Source organism: Kitasatospora cystarginea (assembly GCF_039533515.1).
GTDB lineage: Bacteria > Actinomycetota > Actinomycetes > Streptomycetales > Streptomycetaceae > Kitasatospora > Kitasatospora cystarginea.
In genome coordinates this window covers 14,360-30,318 of sequence record NZ_BAAATR010000025.1, presented here as the reverse complement: position 1 = coordinate 30,318, position 15,959 = coordinate 14,360, and the positions used below count along the sequence as shown (strand labels likewise).

The 15,959-nt window shown below is 70.2% G+C and carries 14 protein-coding genes and 2 pseudogenes; 8 read left to right on the top strand and 8 right to left on the bottom strand.

The genetic code is table 11. The annotated features are described in order from the left end of the window. Positions 1 to 249: 249 nt before the first annotated feature. The 4 genes from ABD369_RS24915 (at position 250) to ABD369_RS24900 (ending at position 1,910) form a co-directional block, all read left to right on the top strand. Positions 250 to 489, top strand: a complete 240-nt coding sequence (locus ABD369_RS24915) for a hypothetical protein (RefSeq protein ID WP_344638768.1) — start codon at positions 250 to 252, stop codon at positions 487 to 489. Beyond that, positions 486 to 731: a hypothetical protein gene (locus ABD369_RS24910; protein WP_344638767.1), complete on the top strand. Its 246-nt coding sequence runs from the start codon at positions 486 to 488 to the stop codon at positions 729 to 731. Before ABD369_RS24915 ends, ABD369_RS24910 begins: the two co-directional genes overlap by 4 nt. 69 nt (positions 732 to 800) lie before the next feature. Further along, positions 801 to 1,061: a hypothetical protein gene (locus ABD369_RS24905; RefSeq protein ID WP_344638766.1), complete on the top strand. Its 261-nt coding sequence runs from the start codon at positions 801 to 803 to the stop codon at positions 1,059 to 1,061. 84 nt (positions 1,062 to 1,145) lie between these two features. Further along, positions 1,146 to 1,910, top strand: coding sequence for a YqjF family protein (locus ABD369_RS24900; protein WP_344638765.1), 765 nt, complete (start codon positions 1,146 to 1,148; stop codon positions 1,908 to 1,910). 286 nt (positions 1,911 to 2,196) lie between these two features. Here ABD369_RS24900 and ABD369_RS24895 read toward each other — a convergent pair. Then, positions 2,197 to 3,464 (bottom strand): annotated as a pseudogene (locus ABD369_RS24895) (MFS transporter). Between the two features lie 133 nt (positions 3,465 to 3,597). Here ABD369_RS24895 and ABD369_RS24890 point away from each other — a divergent pair. Further along, complete coding sequence (locus tag ABD369_RS24890) at positions 3,598 to 4,482, top strand: LysR family transcriptional regulator (RefSeq protein ID WP_344638764.1); 885 nt, start codon at positions 3,598 to 3,600, stop codon at positions 4,480 to 4,482. Positions 4,483 to 5,134: 652 nt separating this feature from the next. On the opposite strand, the gene ABD369_RS24885 is transcribed toward ABD369_RS24890, so the two are convergent. From ABD369_RS24885 to ABD369_RS24870, 4 genes are all read right to left on the bottom strand, one after another. Next, positions 5,135 to 5,524, bottom strand: a complete 390-nt coding sequence (locus ABD369_RS24885; RefSeq protein ID WP_344638763.1) for a VOC family protein — start codon at positions 5,522 to 5,524, stop codon at positions 5,135 to 5,137. Between the two features lie 552 nt (positions 5,525 to 6,076). Continuing rightward, complete coding sequence (locus ABD369_RS24880) at positions 6,077 to 6,850, bottom strand: pirin family protein (protein WP_344638762.1); 774 nt, start codon at positions 6,848 to 6,850, stop codon at positions 6,077 to 6,079. A gap of 795 nt (positions 6,851 to 7,645) precedes the next feature. Beyond that, entirely contained in the window at positions 7,646 to 8,413 is a 768-nt protein-coding gene (locus ABD369_RS24875; protein WP_344638761.1) for an alpha/beta fold hydrolase, read from the bottom strand. A 79-nt stretch (positions 8,414 to 8,492) separates the two neighbouring features. After that, on the bottom strand, positions 8,493 to 8,873 hold the full coding sequence (locus tag ABD369_RS24870; RefSeq protein ID WP_344638760.1) for an SDR family NAD(P)-dependent oxidoreductase: 381 nt from the start codon (positions 8,871 to 8,873) through the stop codon (positions 8,493 to 8,495). A gap of 229 nt (positions 8,874 to 9,102) precedes the next feature. Here ABD369_RS24870 and ABD369_RS24865 point away from each other — a divergent pair, with 229 nt between their 5' ends. Beyond that, positions 9,103 to 10,965, top strand: a complete 1,863-nt coding sequence (locus ABD369_RS24865; RefSeq protein ID WP_344638759.1) for a peroxidase family protein — start codon at positions 9,103 to 9,105, stop codon at positions 10,963 to 10,965. Positions 10,966 to 11,068: 103 nt separating this feature from the next. On the opposite strand, the gene ABD369_RS24860 is transcribed toward ABD369_RS24865, so the two are convergent. After that, complete coding sequence (locus tag ABD369_RS24860; RefSeq protein WP_344638758.1) at positions 11,069 to 11,803, bottom strand: SDR family oxidoreductase; 735 nt, start codon at positions 11,801 to 11,803, stop codon at positions 11,069 to 11,071. 136 nt (positions 11,804 to 11,939) lie between these two features. Here ABD369_RS24860 and ABD369_RS24855 point away from each other — a divergent pair, with 136 nt between their 5' ends. Then, positions 11,940 to 12,530 carry a TetR/AcrR family transcriptional regulator gene (locus tag ABD369_RS24855; RefSeq protein WP_344638757.1) on the top strand — a complete coding sequence of 197 codons (591 nt, stop codon included), beginning with the start codon at positions 11,940 to 11,942 and terminating at the stop codon, positions 12,528 to 12,530. A 290-nt stretch (positions 12,531 to 12,820) separates the two neighbouring features. On the opposite strand, the pseudogene ABD369_RS24850 reads toward ABD369_RS24855, so the two are convergent. Together ABD369_RS24850 and ABD369_RS24845 are read right to left on the bottom strand one after the other, a co-directional pair. Continuing rightward, positions 12,821 to 13,168 (bottom strand): annotated as a pseudogene (locus ABD369_RS24850) (GNAT family N-acetyltransferase); the annotation flags it as partial. A gap of 297 nt (positions 13,169 to 13,465) precedes the next feature. Next, a complete protein-coding gene (locus ABD369_RS24845; protein ID WP_344638756.1) occupies positions 13,466 to 14,458 on the bottom strand; it encodes a sigma-70 family RNA polymerase sigma factor in 993 nt (330 codons plus the stop codon). Between the two features lie 348 nt (positions 14,459 to 14,806). Between ABD369_RS24845 and ABD369_RS24840 the strand changes: the two genes are divergently transcribed. Then, positions 14,807 to 15,760: a GlxA family transcriptional regulator gene (locus ABD369_RS24840; protein ID WP_344638755.1), complete on the top strand. Its 954-nt coding sequence runs from the start codon at positions 14,807 to 14,809 to the stop codon at positions 15,758 to 15,760. Positions 15,761 to 15,959 lie beyond the last annotated feature (199 nt).

Below are 15,959 nucleotides of genomic sequence, written 5' to 3'. Positions count from 1 at the left end.
CGCCCAGGAACGTGAAACCAGTCCACAGTGGCGCAGCAGGTCGTGCGTCGGTGCTGCGCTGGGGCTGGCCAGCCGATCAGCGGCCGCTGATGACCCGAACCCGCCCCCAGGAGCAAGGAGTTGTGCGCTAATCTCGGTGCTCGAACAACCCCGGCCCGAGGGAGCGTAGCGGTGAGTAGCAGGTGGACGATCGATGCTCTGCGTGGTGCGCTGCCGCATCCAGAGGCGCAGCGAAGTTTCATTCGGGACGTGAACCGGGCGCCGGTCGACGAACTCCCGGCGGTTCTCGGCCGTTGGGTCGCGGTGGTCGAGCAGCAGGAGGCCGACCGGGTCCGTCTCGAGGGCCTGCGTACTCACTACCTTGCGCACGGCGAGCTCCCTTCCGAGGTTGAGGCTGGCAGCGTGGACATCACCGGCGAGCTGCTGCGCTGGCTGGACCAGGCACCGCTGGGTACCCAGCCCGCCCCCCGCGCGCGGGGCGCGGCATGACCTGGCACCTTCGGCTCGGCCCTGATCAGCTCGCCATCTACCAGGCTCTCCCGGACCACGGCCGGGCCGACCTGGCCGTGTGTCTCCTCGACTGCCTCGCCGACCCGCTGCGTGCCTCCATGCCGTACGGGGCGGACGACGGGGTGATGCGCACGATCGCCCGGGGGCACATCCAAGCCGTGGTTCTGGTCGGGGAGAAGACCGGCACGGTCACGGTCGTGCAGGTCACCTACGCGGGCTGAGCGAGCGGTCGGCGGTCGGCCGGCGTAGATTGCTCCCTCGCGGCATCCGGCAGCCGCACGATGAGCGGCATGAAGTCGAATCGCACTCCCGTCGAGGTCGCCTGTGCTGCTGCGGAGAAGATCCGCGCGCTCAACCACCGCGCCCAGCGGGGCAATGACCCCGAGCCCAGGGAGCCGTTCCCGTCCCCGAGGACGGTCTACGACACTGTCACGGTGTTGCACACCCTGCTGGAACGTCTCCCGCAGCCCTTCGACCAGAAGAAATCCGGTAAGAACCGCGGGCTTTCCTACGGTGCCCGCCGCCACCGGGGCGGCGGGCACCGATCGTGAGGAGTCCCGTGATGGCTATGCTGTCCGAAGTCGACCACGGGGGTTACTGGTTCGACGACCGTAAGGGCGTGCGACGCTGATGCGATGCCGCTCACACCTGCCCCCGTGGAGCCGATAACGCCCGATCCGGTGCGCCAAGTACCGCACACGCTGCTCACCCAGTCCTGGCTCGACCTGACGTTCCTGCACTGGGCCGCCGACCCCGTCGACGTGGCGCCGCTACTGCCGGCCGGAACCGCGCCGGACACGCACGACGGGCTCACCTACATCGGCCTGGTGGCGTTCCGGATGTACCGGGCGGGCTGGTTCAGGATGCCGGGTATCCCGTACCTCGGCACCTTTCCGGAGACCAACGTGCGGCTCTACTCGGTGGACCGGCACGGCCGTCGGGGCGTGGTGTTCCGCTCGCTGGAGGCCTCGCGGCTGCTGCCGGTGGCCATCGCACGCAGCGCCTTCCGGCTGCCCTACGCGTGGGCCCGGATGGCGATCCACCGCGACGTGGACACCGTCAGCTACACCAGCAGCCGGCGCTGGCCGGGGCCGCGCGGGGCGCGCTGCCGGATCGCGGTGCACATCGGCGAGCGGATCGAGGAGCCGACCGCCCTCGAGCACTTCCTGACCGCCCGCTGGGGCATGCACAACGCCTTCTTCGGCCAGCCGGTGTACCTGCCCAACACCCACCCGCGCTGGCCGCTGCACCGGGCCGAACTCCTGCATTTCGAGGATGAGTTGGTGACCGCCGCCGGGCTGCCGTCGCCGGCCGGTCCGCCGGTGAGCGTGCTGTACTCCCCCGGTGTGCCGGTCCGCTTCGGCCGCCCCGCCCGCCCGGGCGGCCTGCCCACCCCCTGAGACCGAAATCCGCGGCCGGGCAGGAGCCAGCGGCTGGGCGCGGAGGGCGGTGAGCAGTACTCGATGAGGCCGCCGGTGTAGCCGACATCGGCCCAGAACTGCGCTTGTTCATGCCCTGCCCAGCGAGCCGAACCCCCAGGGGGAACGGCTCGTCGCTCACCAGGAATGCAACCCCCACCGGCCACGGCGGAGGCCGCCGCGCTCACCTCCGAGCTCCACGCAGAGGGGTGAACCGCTCCGAACAAGGGCTGCGCAGCCCGATCGCGGTGACGGCCGTGGCGGCCCGTCAGGCGCGGCTCGGTGCCGGTTCCGGCTCGGCCAGGGGCGCTGCCGCGCGACGGGGGAGCAGTAGCGGGGTCGCCAGCAGGAGCACGCCGGCCAGGCCGATGGCCGTACGCGGGCCGAGCAGGCCGCCCAGACGCCCCAGACGGCAGTCAGGATCGCGGTCGACGCCTTTGTCGTCACCGCCCAGGCGGACAGCGTGCGGGTGACCCGGTCGGTCGCGATGCGCTCGAGGCGGTAGGTGGCGTAGACGGGGTTGAAGACCCCGCAGCAGAAGATGAGCCCGAGCTCGACGCCCATAACCAGCAGCAGCCCTCCGGTGCCCGGCCCCAGGAAGGCCAGGCCCACGGGCCAGATCGCGCGCAGTGCGCCGGTCACGACCAGGACCTGGTGCTGCCCGAACCGGGTGACGAGCGGTCGGGCCAGCCGCGAACCGAGCAGGCCGCCGATCGAGGGCGCGGCAAAGGCGAGGCCGTACTGCCACGGTGCGAACCCGAATCGGCCGAGCATCAGTACGGCCAGCAGCGGCTCGGCGGCCATCACCAGGCCGTTGAACAGGGCGGTGTTGAAGAACAGCGGGCGCAGCGTCGCGTCGGTGAGGATGTACCGCCAGCCGTCGAGCAGGTCCCCGGCCCGCATGCGCGCGGCCTCCCGCCGCTCGCGCCGCGGCTCGTGCCCGCCCGTCGCGCGGATGCCCAGGGCCGATAGCAGGTAGCTGACCGCGTCGGCCACCACCGTCGCCACCGGACCGAGGAGCCCGATCGCCGCGCCGCCCAGCGGCGGTCCGATGATCGTGGTCGTCCAGGCCGTGGACTCGAACCGGGCGTTGGCGACGAGCAGGTCCTCGGCCGGCAGCAGTGTCTTCAGGTACGCGCCGGAGGCGGCACGGAAGGTGATGTCGGCCGCCGCGACGACGACCGAGACCAGCAGGAGATGAAGGAAGGTGAGCACGCCGAACGCGAACGCGGTGGGGATCGTCAGCAGCGCCGCGAACCGCACCAGGTCCATCGCGATCAGCACCGGCCGCTTGCGGCGGATCTCCACCCAAGGGCCGAGCGGCACCGCCACGGCCGCGCCCACCGCAGCCCCCACGGAGGAGAGCGCGGCGACCTCGGCCGGTCCGGCGTGCAGCACCCGGATGGCGATCAGCGGGAACGCGCCGAAGGCGAGCCACGTGCCGAGCGCGCTGGTCCCGTACGCTCCCCAGAGCCACCCGAACCGCCGCCCCAGCCGATGTCCGAGCAGATGTCCCAGCCGGTGCCCGTTCCTCATACCCGACGCCCCTCGCCACTCACCCGCACAACCGATCCGCGATCGGAAGCATCAAAGCGAGGACCATACCCGGGGATCAAACAACCGAAGGGCCACCGGCCACAACCAACGGTTGTGGCCATAGGGTATCGGCATGGACCTCGACACTGTCCGGACCTTCATCGCCGCCGCCGACGCGGGGCAGTTCCAGGAGGCCGCCGCCGAGCTGGAGGTAACCCAGCAGGCCGTCTCCAAGCGCATCGCCGCGCTGGAGCGCAACCTCGGCGTCCGGCTGTTCACCCGCACCCCGCGCGGCGCCGAGCTCACCATCGACGGGCAGGCGTTCCTACCCCACGCCCGCGAACTGCTGCGCGTCGACGTGATCGCCTCGCGCGTCGCGGCGTCGGGCCTGATGCGCGGCTTCCACCGCGCGCACCCCGACATCGACCTCGACGTGGTGATGCTGTTCGACGTCAAGACGGCCGTCGCCGCCATCCGGTCCGGCGCGATCGACGCGTCCTTCCGCGCCGTCGCCGTGCCCGGCCAACCCCTCCCCGAGGACATCGAGTCCGTCCGGGTGCTCGACGAGCCGCTCCAGCTCCTCACCGGCCCCGCCCACGCGCTGGCGGACGCCCGGTCGGTGACCGTCGCCCAGCTCGCCGGGCACCGGATCTGGATGCCGGGCATCGTCCCCGGTACCGAGTGGGCCGCCTACTACGACGACCTCACCGCCGAGTTCGGCCTCACCATCGAGGCGACCGGCCCCAACTTCGGCTCCGACGCGCTCCTCGACACCATCGCCGACACCCCGGCCCTGGCCACCTTCATGGGCGAGCAGACCCGCCTCGTCTGGCCCGCCGACCACGGCCTGCGCCGCATCCCGGTGACCGAACCAACGCCCGTCTACCCGCACTCGCTCCTCTGGCACCGCGACAACCCACGCCCAGCGCTGGCCACTCTCCGCGCCCACCTCGCCGCCACATCGCCCGGCCACGACGCCGCCGGGACCTGGGCGCCGGGCTGGGTGATTCCGCGCTGAACGCCGCCGTCTGCGATCGACGAGGTCCATCCGGCCCCGAGGAAGGAAGGGCGCGATGAGCTCGGCGGCGTCGGCGCGGATGGCGCGTATCTGGTCCTGCAGGGCCGGTCCCGTGAAGCCACGGACGACGATCTTTCGCTTGGCGGTGTGCTCGGCCCCGGTCATCTGGGCGAGGACCGGCCCGCGCATCACCGGTTCGGCGCGCACCTGCAGCGTCTCGGTGGTGAACGCCTCGTGGTCGGTCAGCGCCCGCTTCACGTCCTGGTAACGGGAGAGGAAGTAGCTGCCGATCGCCGGCTCGTAGTGCACCGGTGCCTGCTCCCTCAGCCATGCGAAGTAGGGGTGGGGGCGCTGGCGAAGTCCTCGGACAGCATGCCGAAGCCAGAATTGATCACGGGCATGGCTGAGGATCTCTCAAAGTGCGCGGAACAGCAACAGACAGGGGCCGAAGGCGGACGCCAGCCGCCTCGACGAGCGGGGGCGCACCCGGTGCGCAGCACGGCATCGACGTCATCCGGCTGAAGCGGCCGCTCGTGCACCTCGTCCTCGCTGCCGGCCGAGGCCTCACAGGCGTGGATCGACAGACGGACAGAAATTCCTTCCACTCAGGCCGGGGACACCGTCGTTCTCGACGACTCGGCTCTCGATCAGGTCACTTCGCGGCCGGGACGGCCCACTCGACCAGCTCGATCACCACCCCGTTGGGATCGGTCACCTGGAACAGCCGCTCACCCCAGGGCTCCTCACGCAGTGGCATGGTGATCTCCACGCCCTCCGCCTGCAGTCGGGCCTCCTCACCGGCCAGGTCGTCGACGGTGAAGACCAGGATCAGGCCTGCGGCGTGCTGGTCACGGAAGCCTTCCGGCAGTACCTCGAGGCCTCGGCGCAGGTATATGACGTTCAGTCCGGCATCCTCGCGGCCGAGCGAGACGAAGCCGTCGGCCGCCATCTGCTCCTGGAAGCCGAAGTGCTCGGTGAGGAACGCGGCAGAGGCCGGGACGTCCTCGACGGTCAGCGAGACGGCAGAGCTGTTGATCTTCAAGAGTGGGTCCTCTCCGATCGGGATCCGGTTCGCGATTCTCCGTACAATGTACACTATACATAGTACGGAGAATCGCCGTGGCGGGATTTCCGCATGACCACGAACCGGAGCCGAACGGGAGACCCTGCACGCGCGCTCGCCCTCCCGTGGGGCCGCGCCAGGCACACTCGACAGCGGAGACCGCCACGGTGGCCATCGAGCCCGCGGACACCGAGGGCGTCGAAGTCGTCACCAGGCGGCGAGTCGCCAGGGTGCTCGACCTCTCACCACTGGCGCTCTCCACCTAGGCCCCCGACAAGGCCGAACTGCTCGATCTCATGCCCGACTCCCGCTACACCCGGATGCCGCGCAACACGCCGGCCGACGACGACCGGCGCACCCGGGCCACCGCCCAGGCCCCTCCGGGGAAGGAGCGTCCGATGTCGCATGCAGCCCGTTACGCCAGGCGGGTCTCGCCGAACCCGCCAGCGCCGGTCATCGTCGGCAGCCTGGTGACACCGATCAGTCGGCGAGCCTGGGACAGCTCGGCCCGATAGGGCATGGGTGGCAGGTTCAGCGGGCGATGGCGGCGCGCATCTCCCAGACGAGGATCTCGGCGGGCTCGACGGCGGTGACCTTCTGGCCGCCGGCGCCGGTGAAGCGGACGGCGTCACCGGGGCCGAGTGGTCCGACGCCCTCCAGGGCCACGTCACCGCGAGGCACGAACAGGTGCAGGTACGGCGCATCCGGGAGTTCCACGCTCTGGCCGGGGCGCAACCGGGCGGCGTGCAGGGCCGCGTAGCGGTTCTTGATGCGGATGGCGCTGGCGCCGTCGTGTTTGGCCATCCCGGAGGCGACCGGGACCAGGCCCCCGGCCAGCAACTCGTTCTCGATCTCCAACTGCTCGTAGCCGGGGGTGATGTCACTCTCGTCGGGGACGACCCACATCTGGACGAAGTGGACCGGTTCGGTGTGGGCCTCGCCGCCGTCCAACCGCCAGGAGTCGTTCTTCTCGGAGTGCAGGATGCCCCTTCCGGCGCTCATCCGCTGGGCGAGCCCGGGGTAGATGACGCCGGAGTGGCCGGTGGAGTCCTGGTGGACCAACGAGCCCTGCAGCACCCAGGTGACGATCTCCATGTCCCGGTGGGGGTGGGTTTCGAAGCCGCTGCCGGGCCGCACGATGTCGTCGTTGTTGACCAGCAGCAGTCCGTGGTGGGTGTTGGCGGGGTCGCGGTGGCGACCGAAGGAGAACGAGTGCTTGGAGTCGAGCCAGTCGATCCTGGTGGCGAAGCGTTCTCCGGCGCGCCGCACGTCGATCCTGGGCGCCAGTCCGGTCTGGTAGGCCATGTCCGCTCCTTCGAAAGGTCGCTGCGCGCGACGGGTACTGTCGCGCGGGTGCCGGTCGGACGCACGGCGTGAATGCGCGGCGAGCCGTTGGGTCAGACCCCGCCGGGAGACGCTCATGAACGTCCTCGCTGTCAGCCGTCGTCGGTCACAACAAGCAAATTTAACCTTCAACTATTCCCGGGAGCGAGAAGCACCGTCGAGGCAGCCGGGGAACTGGCCGGGTTCCACATCACGAGCCAAGCCGCACCCGGGGCCACCCGACACGGCCGGCGGCCGTTCGGTTCGACCGATGCCAACCGCCTGCCGCAACAGGCCGTGGCGTGAGCGGCGGCCTGCCGGAACCAGGTCGATGCGCCTGGGCGACCGAAGTAAGTGAGCCGGGGAGGCGGGAGGACTACGGCGACCTGGCCGCCGACCACGTATCCTGTTCCCGCCCTGGCGACCCCGCCGACACGACCGTCGACAACCCGTACTGGTCACACTGAGCCCCCTGCCCCGGCCGGGCCAACTCCCGCAGCAGCTGCGGGGCGAGCGCGGTGCACCGCTCGGTGCCGGCGCAGGCAGCCCGGGCCGAAGCCATCCTCCTCAGGGACAGTGGCGCAACCCGGCGCTCCACCACCTCCCACGGGAATCACCCGCTGCTCGACCTTGGTTCCTCGCGCGTCGAATTCCTGTTCCAGGATCGGGGATGGTAACCAGCCGCCCAGACAGCCAGCGCCGGACGAGCCGGAAGCTGACCGACCGGACCGGGGCCCGCCACCCGTGGAGCAGGCCGGTCATGACACCGACGGGCGCTTAAACCTCTGTTGTGCCCCCAACAGTCTCCCGCAGGAAGCCCACCAGCAACCCCGCCACCTCCTGCGGCCGATCCAGGCTCGGTAGGTGGCCGGCCCAGGGCAGTTCGACGTGGCGGGCGTTCGGGATGAGGGCGGGCAGGACGGCCGCGATCTCGCGGAAGTCCGGCTGGTCGTGCGCACCGGCGATGGCCAGGGTGGGGGCGGTGATCCGGGCGAGGTCGACCTCCTCCCGGTCCGGCCCGAACGTCGCCTCCGCCTGCACCTCGAAGGCGTGTCGCTGCATCCGCCGGACGCTCTCGCGGGCCTCCTCGCCCGCCTCCGGCCCCAGCCAGGTCTCGACGTTCAGCCCGACGGCCCCGGCCACGTCCCCAGCCTCGAGCAGTTCGTCCTCGCGCGCGCCGAAGGCGCGCATCGTCTCGCTGGGCTCGTGTCCGGGCATGCCCGCCCCCAGCAGGGCCAGCGCAGTGACCGCGTCCGGTCGCAGCGCGGCCACCGTCAGGGCGATCCGCCCGCCGTGCGAGGCGCCGATCAGCGCGGCGGAGGCGATGCCCAGGTGGTCGAGCAGGGCCAGGACGTCTCCGGCGTCGCTGTACGGGCCGTCCGCCAGCGGCGAGTCACCGAAGCCCCGGAAGTCGCACCGCACCACCCGGTACCCCGCGTCGACCAGCCACTGCCATTGCGGGTCCCACATCCGCCGGTCGCACACCGCGGAGTGCAGCAGGACCACGGCGGGCCCACTGCCGGATACGTCATGAGAGATGATCATCTGCTGGATGCTAGCGACACCCCCGGCGATCCCCAACGGCTTTACAGACAGCCGGAGGAGCAGCACCCCGGCCCCGGTACTACACCATCCCCCCGGCCCGGATGTCTGATCCGAGGTTGGAAGCGATGTTGACGATGGCACCGCCGCCATGGGTGCGCATGTGGCCGATCTGGTACTTCATGGCGAGCCAGGTGCCCGTCAGGTCGACCTCGATGACGCGGCGCCACTCGTCCTCGTCCACGTCGGCGGCCGGGCCGAATGCCCCGAGGACGCCGGCGTTGTTGACTGCGACGTCCAGGGTGCCGAAGCGCTCGACGGTCTCGCGGACCAGGCGGGCGGCGTCCCGTCCGTTCGTCACGTCGCCGACGAGCACGACGGCGAGGCGGATCTCCTGACTGTCGAAGTCGGTGTCACCCTCCTGGCCGTCCGCCGGGTTCGGGGAATCGTCCGCCGTGTCCACCACAGTGCCTCCAACGCTCGCGCTCCTCGGTCGCCGCCAGGCGCTCCGAAGCGGCGCCGGCACTCACCACTCCCCCGCACCCTTCGGCTCACACCGCGCCTTGCGCATCTGACGCACCGCAAACAGTGTTGTCCACGAAGGACCTGGCCGGCGCGCGGGCGACCCGCACCCGGCGCAGCCACGCATCCGCGCACCTGTGCACCTGTGCGCCCGAGACGAGGAGGCCGGTATGGTCGAACAGCGCAGTCCCCGGAGCGGCCGCCGGCCGGCCGCGTCCGCCTCCCGCCCCGAGGCCGCCTTCCTGCGAGCGTACCGACAGGCGTACCAACGGCTGGCGGTGACCGTGGACCACCGGATCGGCTGGGACCGGCTGCCCACCCCGCTCGGTCTGGCGGTGCTGAAGGGCCTGCGGGATCTGCTGCGCCGCGAGAACCTCTTCGACACCACCGACTATCCGGCGGTCGATCTGCCGCCGATCGAGCCGCGCCGGGCCCGCGACACCATCGAGCGCTCGGCCGACGGCACTCACAACGACCTGGGCAGCCCGCGGATGGGCATGGCCGACTCGCGCTTCGGCCGCAACGTCCCGCCCGAGCGGACCTTCCCCGAGCCCGAGCCGCAGCTGCTGGCGCCGAGCCCCCGCGAGGTGAGTCGCGCGCTGCTCACCCGGCGCGAGTTCGTGCCTGCGGAGTCGGTCAACTCACTGGTCGCGGCCTGGCTGCAGTTCATGATCCGGGACTGGTTCACCCACGGGCCGGGCACCATGGCGGATCCATGGCGGATCGAGCTGGTCGACGACGATCCCTGGCCCACCCGCCCGATGCTGGTGCCGAGGACCATCCCCGACCCGACCAGGCAGCCGGGTGACGGTCTTCCGCCCAGCTACCTCAACCAGAGCACCCACTGGTGGGACGCCTCCCAGCTCTACGGCGACAGCCTGGAGGCGCAGCGGCGCCTGCGCACCGGTGACGGCGGCAGGCTGCGGGAGCCCGAGAACGGCGCGATGTTCTTCGACGACCCCGAGCAGGATCCGGCGAACACCGCGGGGTTCTGGCTGGGCCTGGCGATGATGCACCGGCTGTTCGTCCTGGAGCACAACGCCGTCTGCGGCCGACTGCAGGACGAGTTCCCGAAGTGGACGGACGAACAGCTCTTCCAGCGGGCCCGGTTGGTCATCGCCGCCCTGCTCGCGAAGATCCACACGGTCGAGTGGACCCCGGCGGTGGTCAGCCATCCGACGACGGTCGCCGCACTGCGGGCCAACTGGTACGGAGTCCTCGGTGAGCGCGTGCACCGGCTCTTCGGCCGGATCAGCGGCAGCGAGGTGCTCAGCGGCATCGTCGGAGGGCGGACCGACCACTTCGGTGTCCCGTACGCGCTCACCGAGGAGTTCACCGCGGTCTACCGGATGCATCCGCTGATCCGCGACGACTGGTCCTTCCGCTCCGCCGGCGACGACACCGTGCTGCAGGAGGCGACGTTCCGGGAGCTGGCCGGGCCGCGCGCCTACGAGTTGCTGGCGAAGCACTCGCTGACCGATCTCTTCTACTCGTTCGGCACGGCCCATCCCGGGCTGGTGACGCTGCACAACTACCCAAGGTTCATGCAGGAGTTCGAGCGGCCCGACGGGAAGCTGGTCGACCTGGGCGCCGTCGACATCCTGCGGATCCGTGAACTGGGCGTGCCCAGGTACAACGAGTTCCGACGCCTGCTCCACCTCAGCCCCGCGAAGGACTTCGAGTCGCTGGCCCAGGATCCCGACCTGGCAAGGGAGTTGAGCCTCGTCTACCAGGGCGACATCGAGCGGGTGGACCTGATGGTCGGAATGTTCGCCGAGCGCCGCCCCGAGGGTTTCGCCTTCAGCGACACCGCCTTCCGCATCTTCATCCTGATGGCCTCGCGCCGGCTGAACAGCGACCGGTTCCTCACCAGGGACTTCACCCCCCAGGTTTACACGCAGGCCGGACTCGACTGGATCGAGGACAACACCATGAGCTCGGTACTGCTGCGTCACTTCCCGGACCTGCGCCCGGCGATGGCCTCGGTGGCCAACGCCTTCGCCCCCTGGCAGACCACCGGGCCGGGAGCTTGAACCATCACTCCGGCTCCATCGACCGGAAGTCTGGCCCACCGGGGAAACGCCAGGTCGTCAGCACCGAGACCGCCACCCCCAGGGGGTGGCGGCGCGCGCGACTCTAGCCTTGCGCGGTAGGACGGACGACGATGTCGCCCACGTCTACGCTGTCCGGCTGTTCGATGGCGAAGGCGATGGCACGTGCGATGGCGTCCGGAGAGATCGCGATCTTGCCCATGGAGTCGTTGATCCGGGCTTTCATCTCGGGTGCCATCGAATCCGTGAACTCCGTGCGCGTGACGCCGGGTGAGACGACGGTCACTCGCAGGCTGTCGCCGGCTTCCTGGCGCAGCCCCTCCGAGAGGGTTCGCACGGCGTTCTTGGTTGCGGCGTACACCGACTGGAGCGGGACGATGCGCAGTCCGGCCGTGGAGACGGTGTTGATGAAGTGTCCGAAGCCCTGCTCCCTGAAGACCGGCAGTGCGGCTGCGATCCCGTACAGGACGCCTTTGAAGTTGACGTCGATCATCTTCTCCCAGTCCTCGACCCGGAGGTCGTCCAGCGGAGAGATCAGGCCGATCCCGGCGTTGCTGACCAGGACGTCGATCTTGCCGAACCGGTCACGCGCCAGTTCGACGAGTCCGGACAGGTCCTCGCGCAGCGTGACGTCGGTGCGAGCCCACGCGGCTTCGCCGCCGGCTTCGGCGATCCGGGCGCCCAGGGCTTCGAGCCGCTCCGGTCGGCGTGCTCCGAGGACGACCTTGGCGCCTCGCTCGGCAAGCAGCAGAGCGGTCGCCTCGCCGATGCCGCTGCTGGCACCCGTGATTGCCACGACCTTGCCCTCGATTCCCGACATGATCGTCAGTCCTTCCAAGTGGAGGAATTCGGGCAGGCCAGGCCATGCCCTACAGTGAAAGTGGAGGCGCCGCCACTTGTTGCAGATTAAGTGGGCGCCCCTCCACTTAGCAAACGGAAGAGGAAGGGACGCACCGATGGCTCGAGACGCCGGACGCCCGTTGAGAGCCGACGCACAACGCAATAGGGACAAGATCCTCACCGCCGCGGTACGCGTGTTCACGGAGGAAGGACTGGATGCGCACCTCGAGCGCATCGCGAGGGAAGCCGGCGTGGGTACGGCCACCCTGTACCGCAACTTCCCCACCCGGGAGGCTCTGGTTGAGGCGGCCTACCGCAACGAAGTAGCCCAGCTGTGCGATGTCGTCCCGGACCTCCTGGCGACGAAACCGCCCCTCGAAGCCCTGCGCGCATGGACCCGCCTCTTCATGGACTACGCCACTGCCAAACTCGGCATGGCCGACGCCCTGCGAGCCGCGGCCGCCTCGGGGAGCAACCCCCACGCCCACAGCCACAACATGATCCAAACCGCCATCACCTCTCTGATGGACGCCTGCACCGCTGCTGAAACGATCCGGACGGACATCAGCCCGACCGACATGTTTGCCGCCCTCGCCGGCATCGCCCTCACCTCGGCGAAGCCCGAACAGCGAGAGCAGGCCGAACGCCTCCTCGACCTCACCCTGGACGGACTGAAACCCGTCCCTGCGCAACTTTCCGACAATTGACGGCAGGGCACGCACGGCCGTGTCCCGACTCAGCGCCGCCTGTCGCCGGGGGCGAGCAGGCTGGTGAGCCCGGCAATCGCCTCCGGGGAGGACTGAAGTAGCGGCGGACGTTCTCCGGCTTCTCGTGCCGGGGCCTGGCCATCGGCATCGACAGACAGCTGTCGCGTCGGTGACGACGTCGTGCGCCGACTACGGACCGGGGGGGGTGGATCATCGACCCGCTCGGCATCGCACCCGACGACCACGACGCCCGCCCCGACATCGACTTCAGAGCTCTCGCGCTACCTGTCCCGGACGGCGATCAGCCCGATCCGCGGCTGCCGGGCGAGCGATGCCACCCGGACCAGTCCCACGTACTGGCCCAACTGCCGCGCCACCGCGTACTTCGACGGGTCGAGCAGGGTGGTCCCCACCGGGCGGGGCAGCACCTCGGCCGGCATCATCTGCCATCCGGCGGCGGCCTCGACCTCGTCGCGGATGATGCGGTCCAGGGCGCGCAGCGGGCCCTCCTCCGCCTCACCGGCGGGCACGATCGCCACACCCGACGGGGGCCGCACCGAACCGAGCCCGGTGACCTGCGGATCGGTGGGCACGACATAGCCCCACTCGCGGCGTGCAGCGGTGAAGCCGACCCGTTCCGGCGGTCTGAGCTGATACGGAGCCCGTGGAGTTCACCCCCAGCCCGCCCCCTCCCCGCACTGGGCCGTTCCTGTGCGATCAGCCGGCCGTGCTGCTGATACACCGTCCGGACGTGGCAGTCGTAGCCTGCGACGTGTCCGACGTCGAGTGGCCCATGCCGGCCTCATCCACCTGGTCCGGCTGCGGCTTACCGCGCAGAGTCCCGCACGGTACCTGGTGCTGCGCGGTGTCGGACCGCGGACGAGAGTGCTGGCGCTGACCGGCCAGGTGAGGTGTTCGAGCCCGAGGCCGGTGAGTCACGTTCCCGTGCCGTCGGCGGTCAGCCGCATGGGAAGTCCCCACAACGGGAACAACCGCTCGGTGTCCATGTGATTGGTCATGGTGCTGATCCGCCCGTCGGTGATCTCCAACAGTGTGATGCCCCACGGAGTCCACCCATTGCCGTCCTCGGCCGGCCGGTACTGTGCGAACGCGGGCGTGCCGTTCGCCTCCACGGGAATCATCCGCGATCCCCGGCATCCGCAGCCGGCGCCGAGCCACCACTCGCCCAGCTCCACCACTCCCCGCACCCACATCTGGTACGGCGGCATGTTGAGAACTGCATCCTCGTGCAGCAGCCTCTGCAGCCCCTCGATGTCGAACGCCTCGAACGCCCGGACGTACCTCGCCAGCAGAGCCTGCTGCGTCTCATCCAGCGGCTTGAAGGTGTCGCTCTCCGGCACGCCGCCGTTGTCGGCGAGCGTGGCCCGCGCTCGCTGCAGGGCACTGTTCACCGAGGCGACGGAGGTCTCCAGCAGTTCGGCGGTCTCGGCCGCCGACCAGGCCAGCACCTCACGCAGGATCAGCACGGCGCGTTGGCGGGCCGGGAGCCTCTGCAGCGCCGTGACAAAGGCCAGCCGGATCGTCTCCCGGCCCACCGCGGCCTCGGCGGGGTCGCCGGAGAGCACCCGCTCGTCCGGGATCGGCCCCACCCAGATCCGCTCCTCCAACTGCGCGAGGTTCGGCGCGGTGGCCGAGCCCGGCGGGGACAGGTCCATCGGCCGGGCACGACGCTGAGCGGCCGGGGCCATGTCCAGGCAGACGTTGGTCGCGATCCGGTACAGCCAGGTACGCAGCCCCGAACGGCCCTCGAAACCGTCGAACTTCGACCAGGCCCGGACCATCGTCTCCTGCACGGCGTCCTCAGCCTCGAACGCCGAACCAAGCATCCGGTAGCAGTAGGCCGTCAGTTCCCGGCGGAACGGTTCGAGCTGCTCGACGACATCGTCACGATCTTGGGTCACAGACACGCCATCACCCTAGCCGCCGAAGCCGACCAAGATCAGCACTTCAACGTCTTGGAGAACGAGCACGAGCTGGTCATCGGGCCGCGCCCTCACCACGGTGCGGGTGGACGTCGGGCAAGGGACAAAGGGGCAGGGTTGGCATCTTGGTACGCCTTCTCACGTGCTGGGCGGGAAGCGGTGGAGTCCCGAGAGAGGGACAACCGGCATCGGAGCCTAGGAACGGAGAGCCACCGACTCCCAGCGGCTGGAATGACAGAAGTCACCGGAATCTCGCCAATCCTTTGACCTGCGCCATCGCGAACCGTAGGACAGAGAGGGTCGTCGTGGTGTCCGGAAGGTGAGGAGTCATAGGTGCACACCGTCGCGGTTCTGGCAGTCGACCAGGTCATCCCCTTCGACCTGTCCACGCCCTTGGAGGTGTTCGCCCGGGTCCGGCTGCCGGACGGGCGCCGCCCCTACCAAGTGCGCGTGTGCGCGCCTCGTGCGCAGATCCCGGCAGCCGGATTCGTGATCACCGCCCCCTGGGGCCTGGACGGGCTTGCCGACGCCGACACCGTGATCGTTCCCGGTCGTGCGGAGGGCGCGCCCCCGCCGGGTGAGGAGGTGCTGGAGGCGTTGCGCGCGGCGGCGGCCCGGGGCACCAGGATCGCCTCGATCTGCGTCGGCGCCTTCGACCTCGCCTCGACCGGACTGCTCGACGGGCTGGCGGCGACCACGCACTGGGTCGCCGCCCCCGATCTGGCCCGACGCTTCCCCGCGGTCGAGGTGCGGCCCGACGTCCTCTACGTCGACAACGGGCAACTGCTCACCTCCGCAGGGGCCTCGGCGGGGCTGGACCTGTGCCTGCACATGATCCGCCGCGACTTCGGCTCCGCGGTGGCCGCCGATGCGGCCCGCTTGGCGGTCACCCCGCTGGAACGCGAAGGGGGCCAGGCCCAGTTCATCGTCCATCCCCAACCACCGGTCCCGCAGGGTTCCACGCTCGAACCGGTGCTCGCCTGGATGGAGCAGCACCTCGGTGAGGAGCTGACGCTCGACCTCATGGCCCGGCGCAGCGGCATGAGCGCGCGCACTTTCAGCCGTCGGTTCCGCGAGCAGACCGGCACCACACCGCTGCAGTGGCTGCTGCGAGCCCGGGTGCGGCGGGCGCAGTTCCTGCTGGAGAACACCGACCACACCATCGAGCGCATCGCCGACCAGGCCGGCTTCGGTTCCCCGACGGCCTTCCGCGAGCGCTTCAAACGGGTCGCCGGCACCACGCCGCAGAGCTACCGCGCCACCTTCCGCAGCAGCGAGCACGGCTGAGGAACTCTGCCTCGAACGCTGTCGGATCACTGCTGCAGCCACGCGGGGTGGTCCGGACGCCGCCGACGCGCAGCTCTGAGCGACGACAGGCGACTCGTGGCGAGATCCCGTTGGAATGTGTCATTCGAGCCCATCCCCGCTTAGCGCACCGGCTCCTAGCATCGAGGCGAAGTCGGCGACCGCCGGCTCCCAGTCCGAC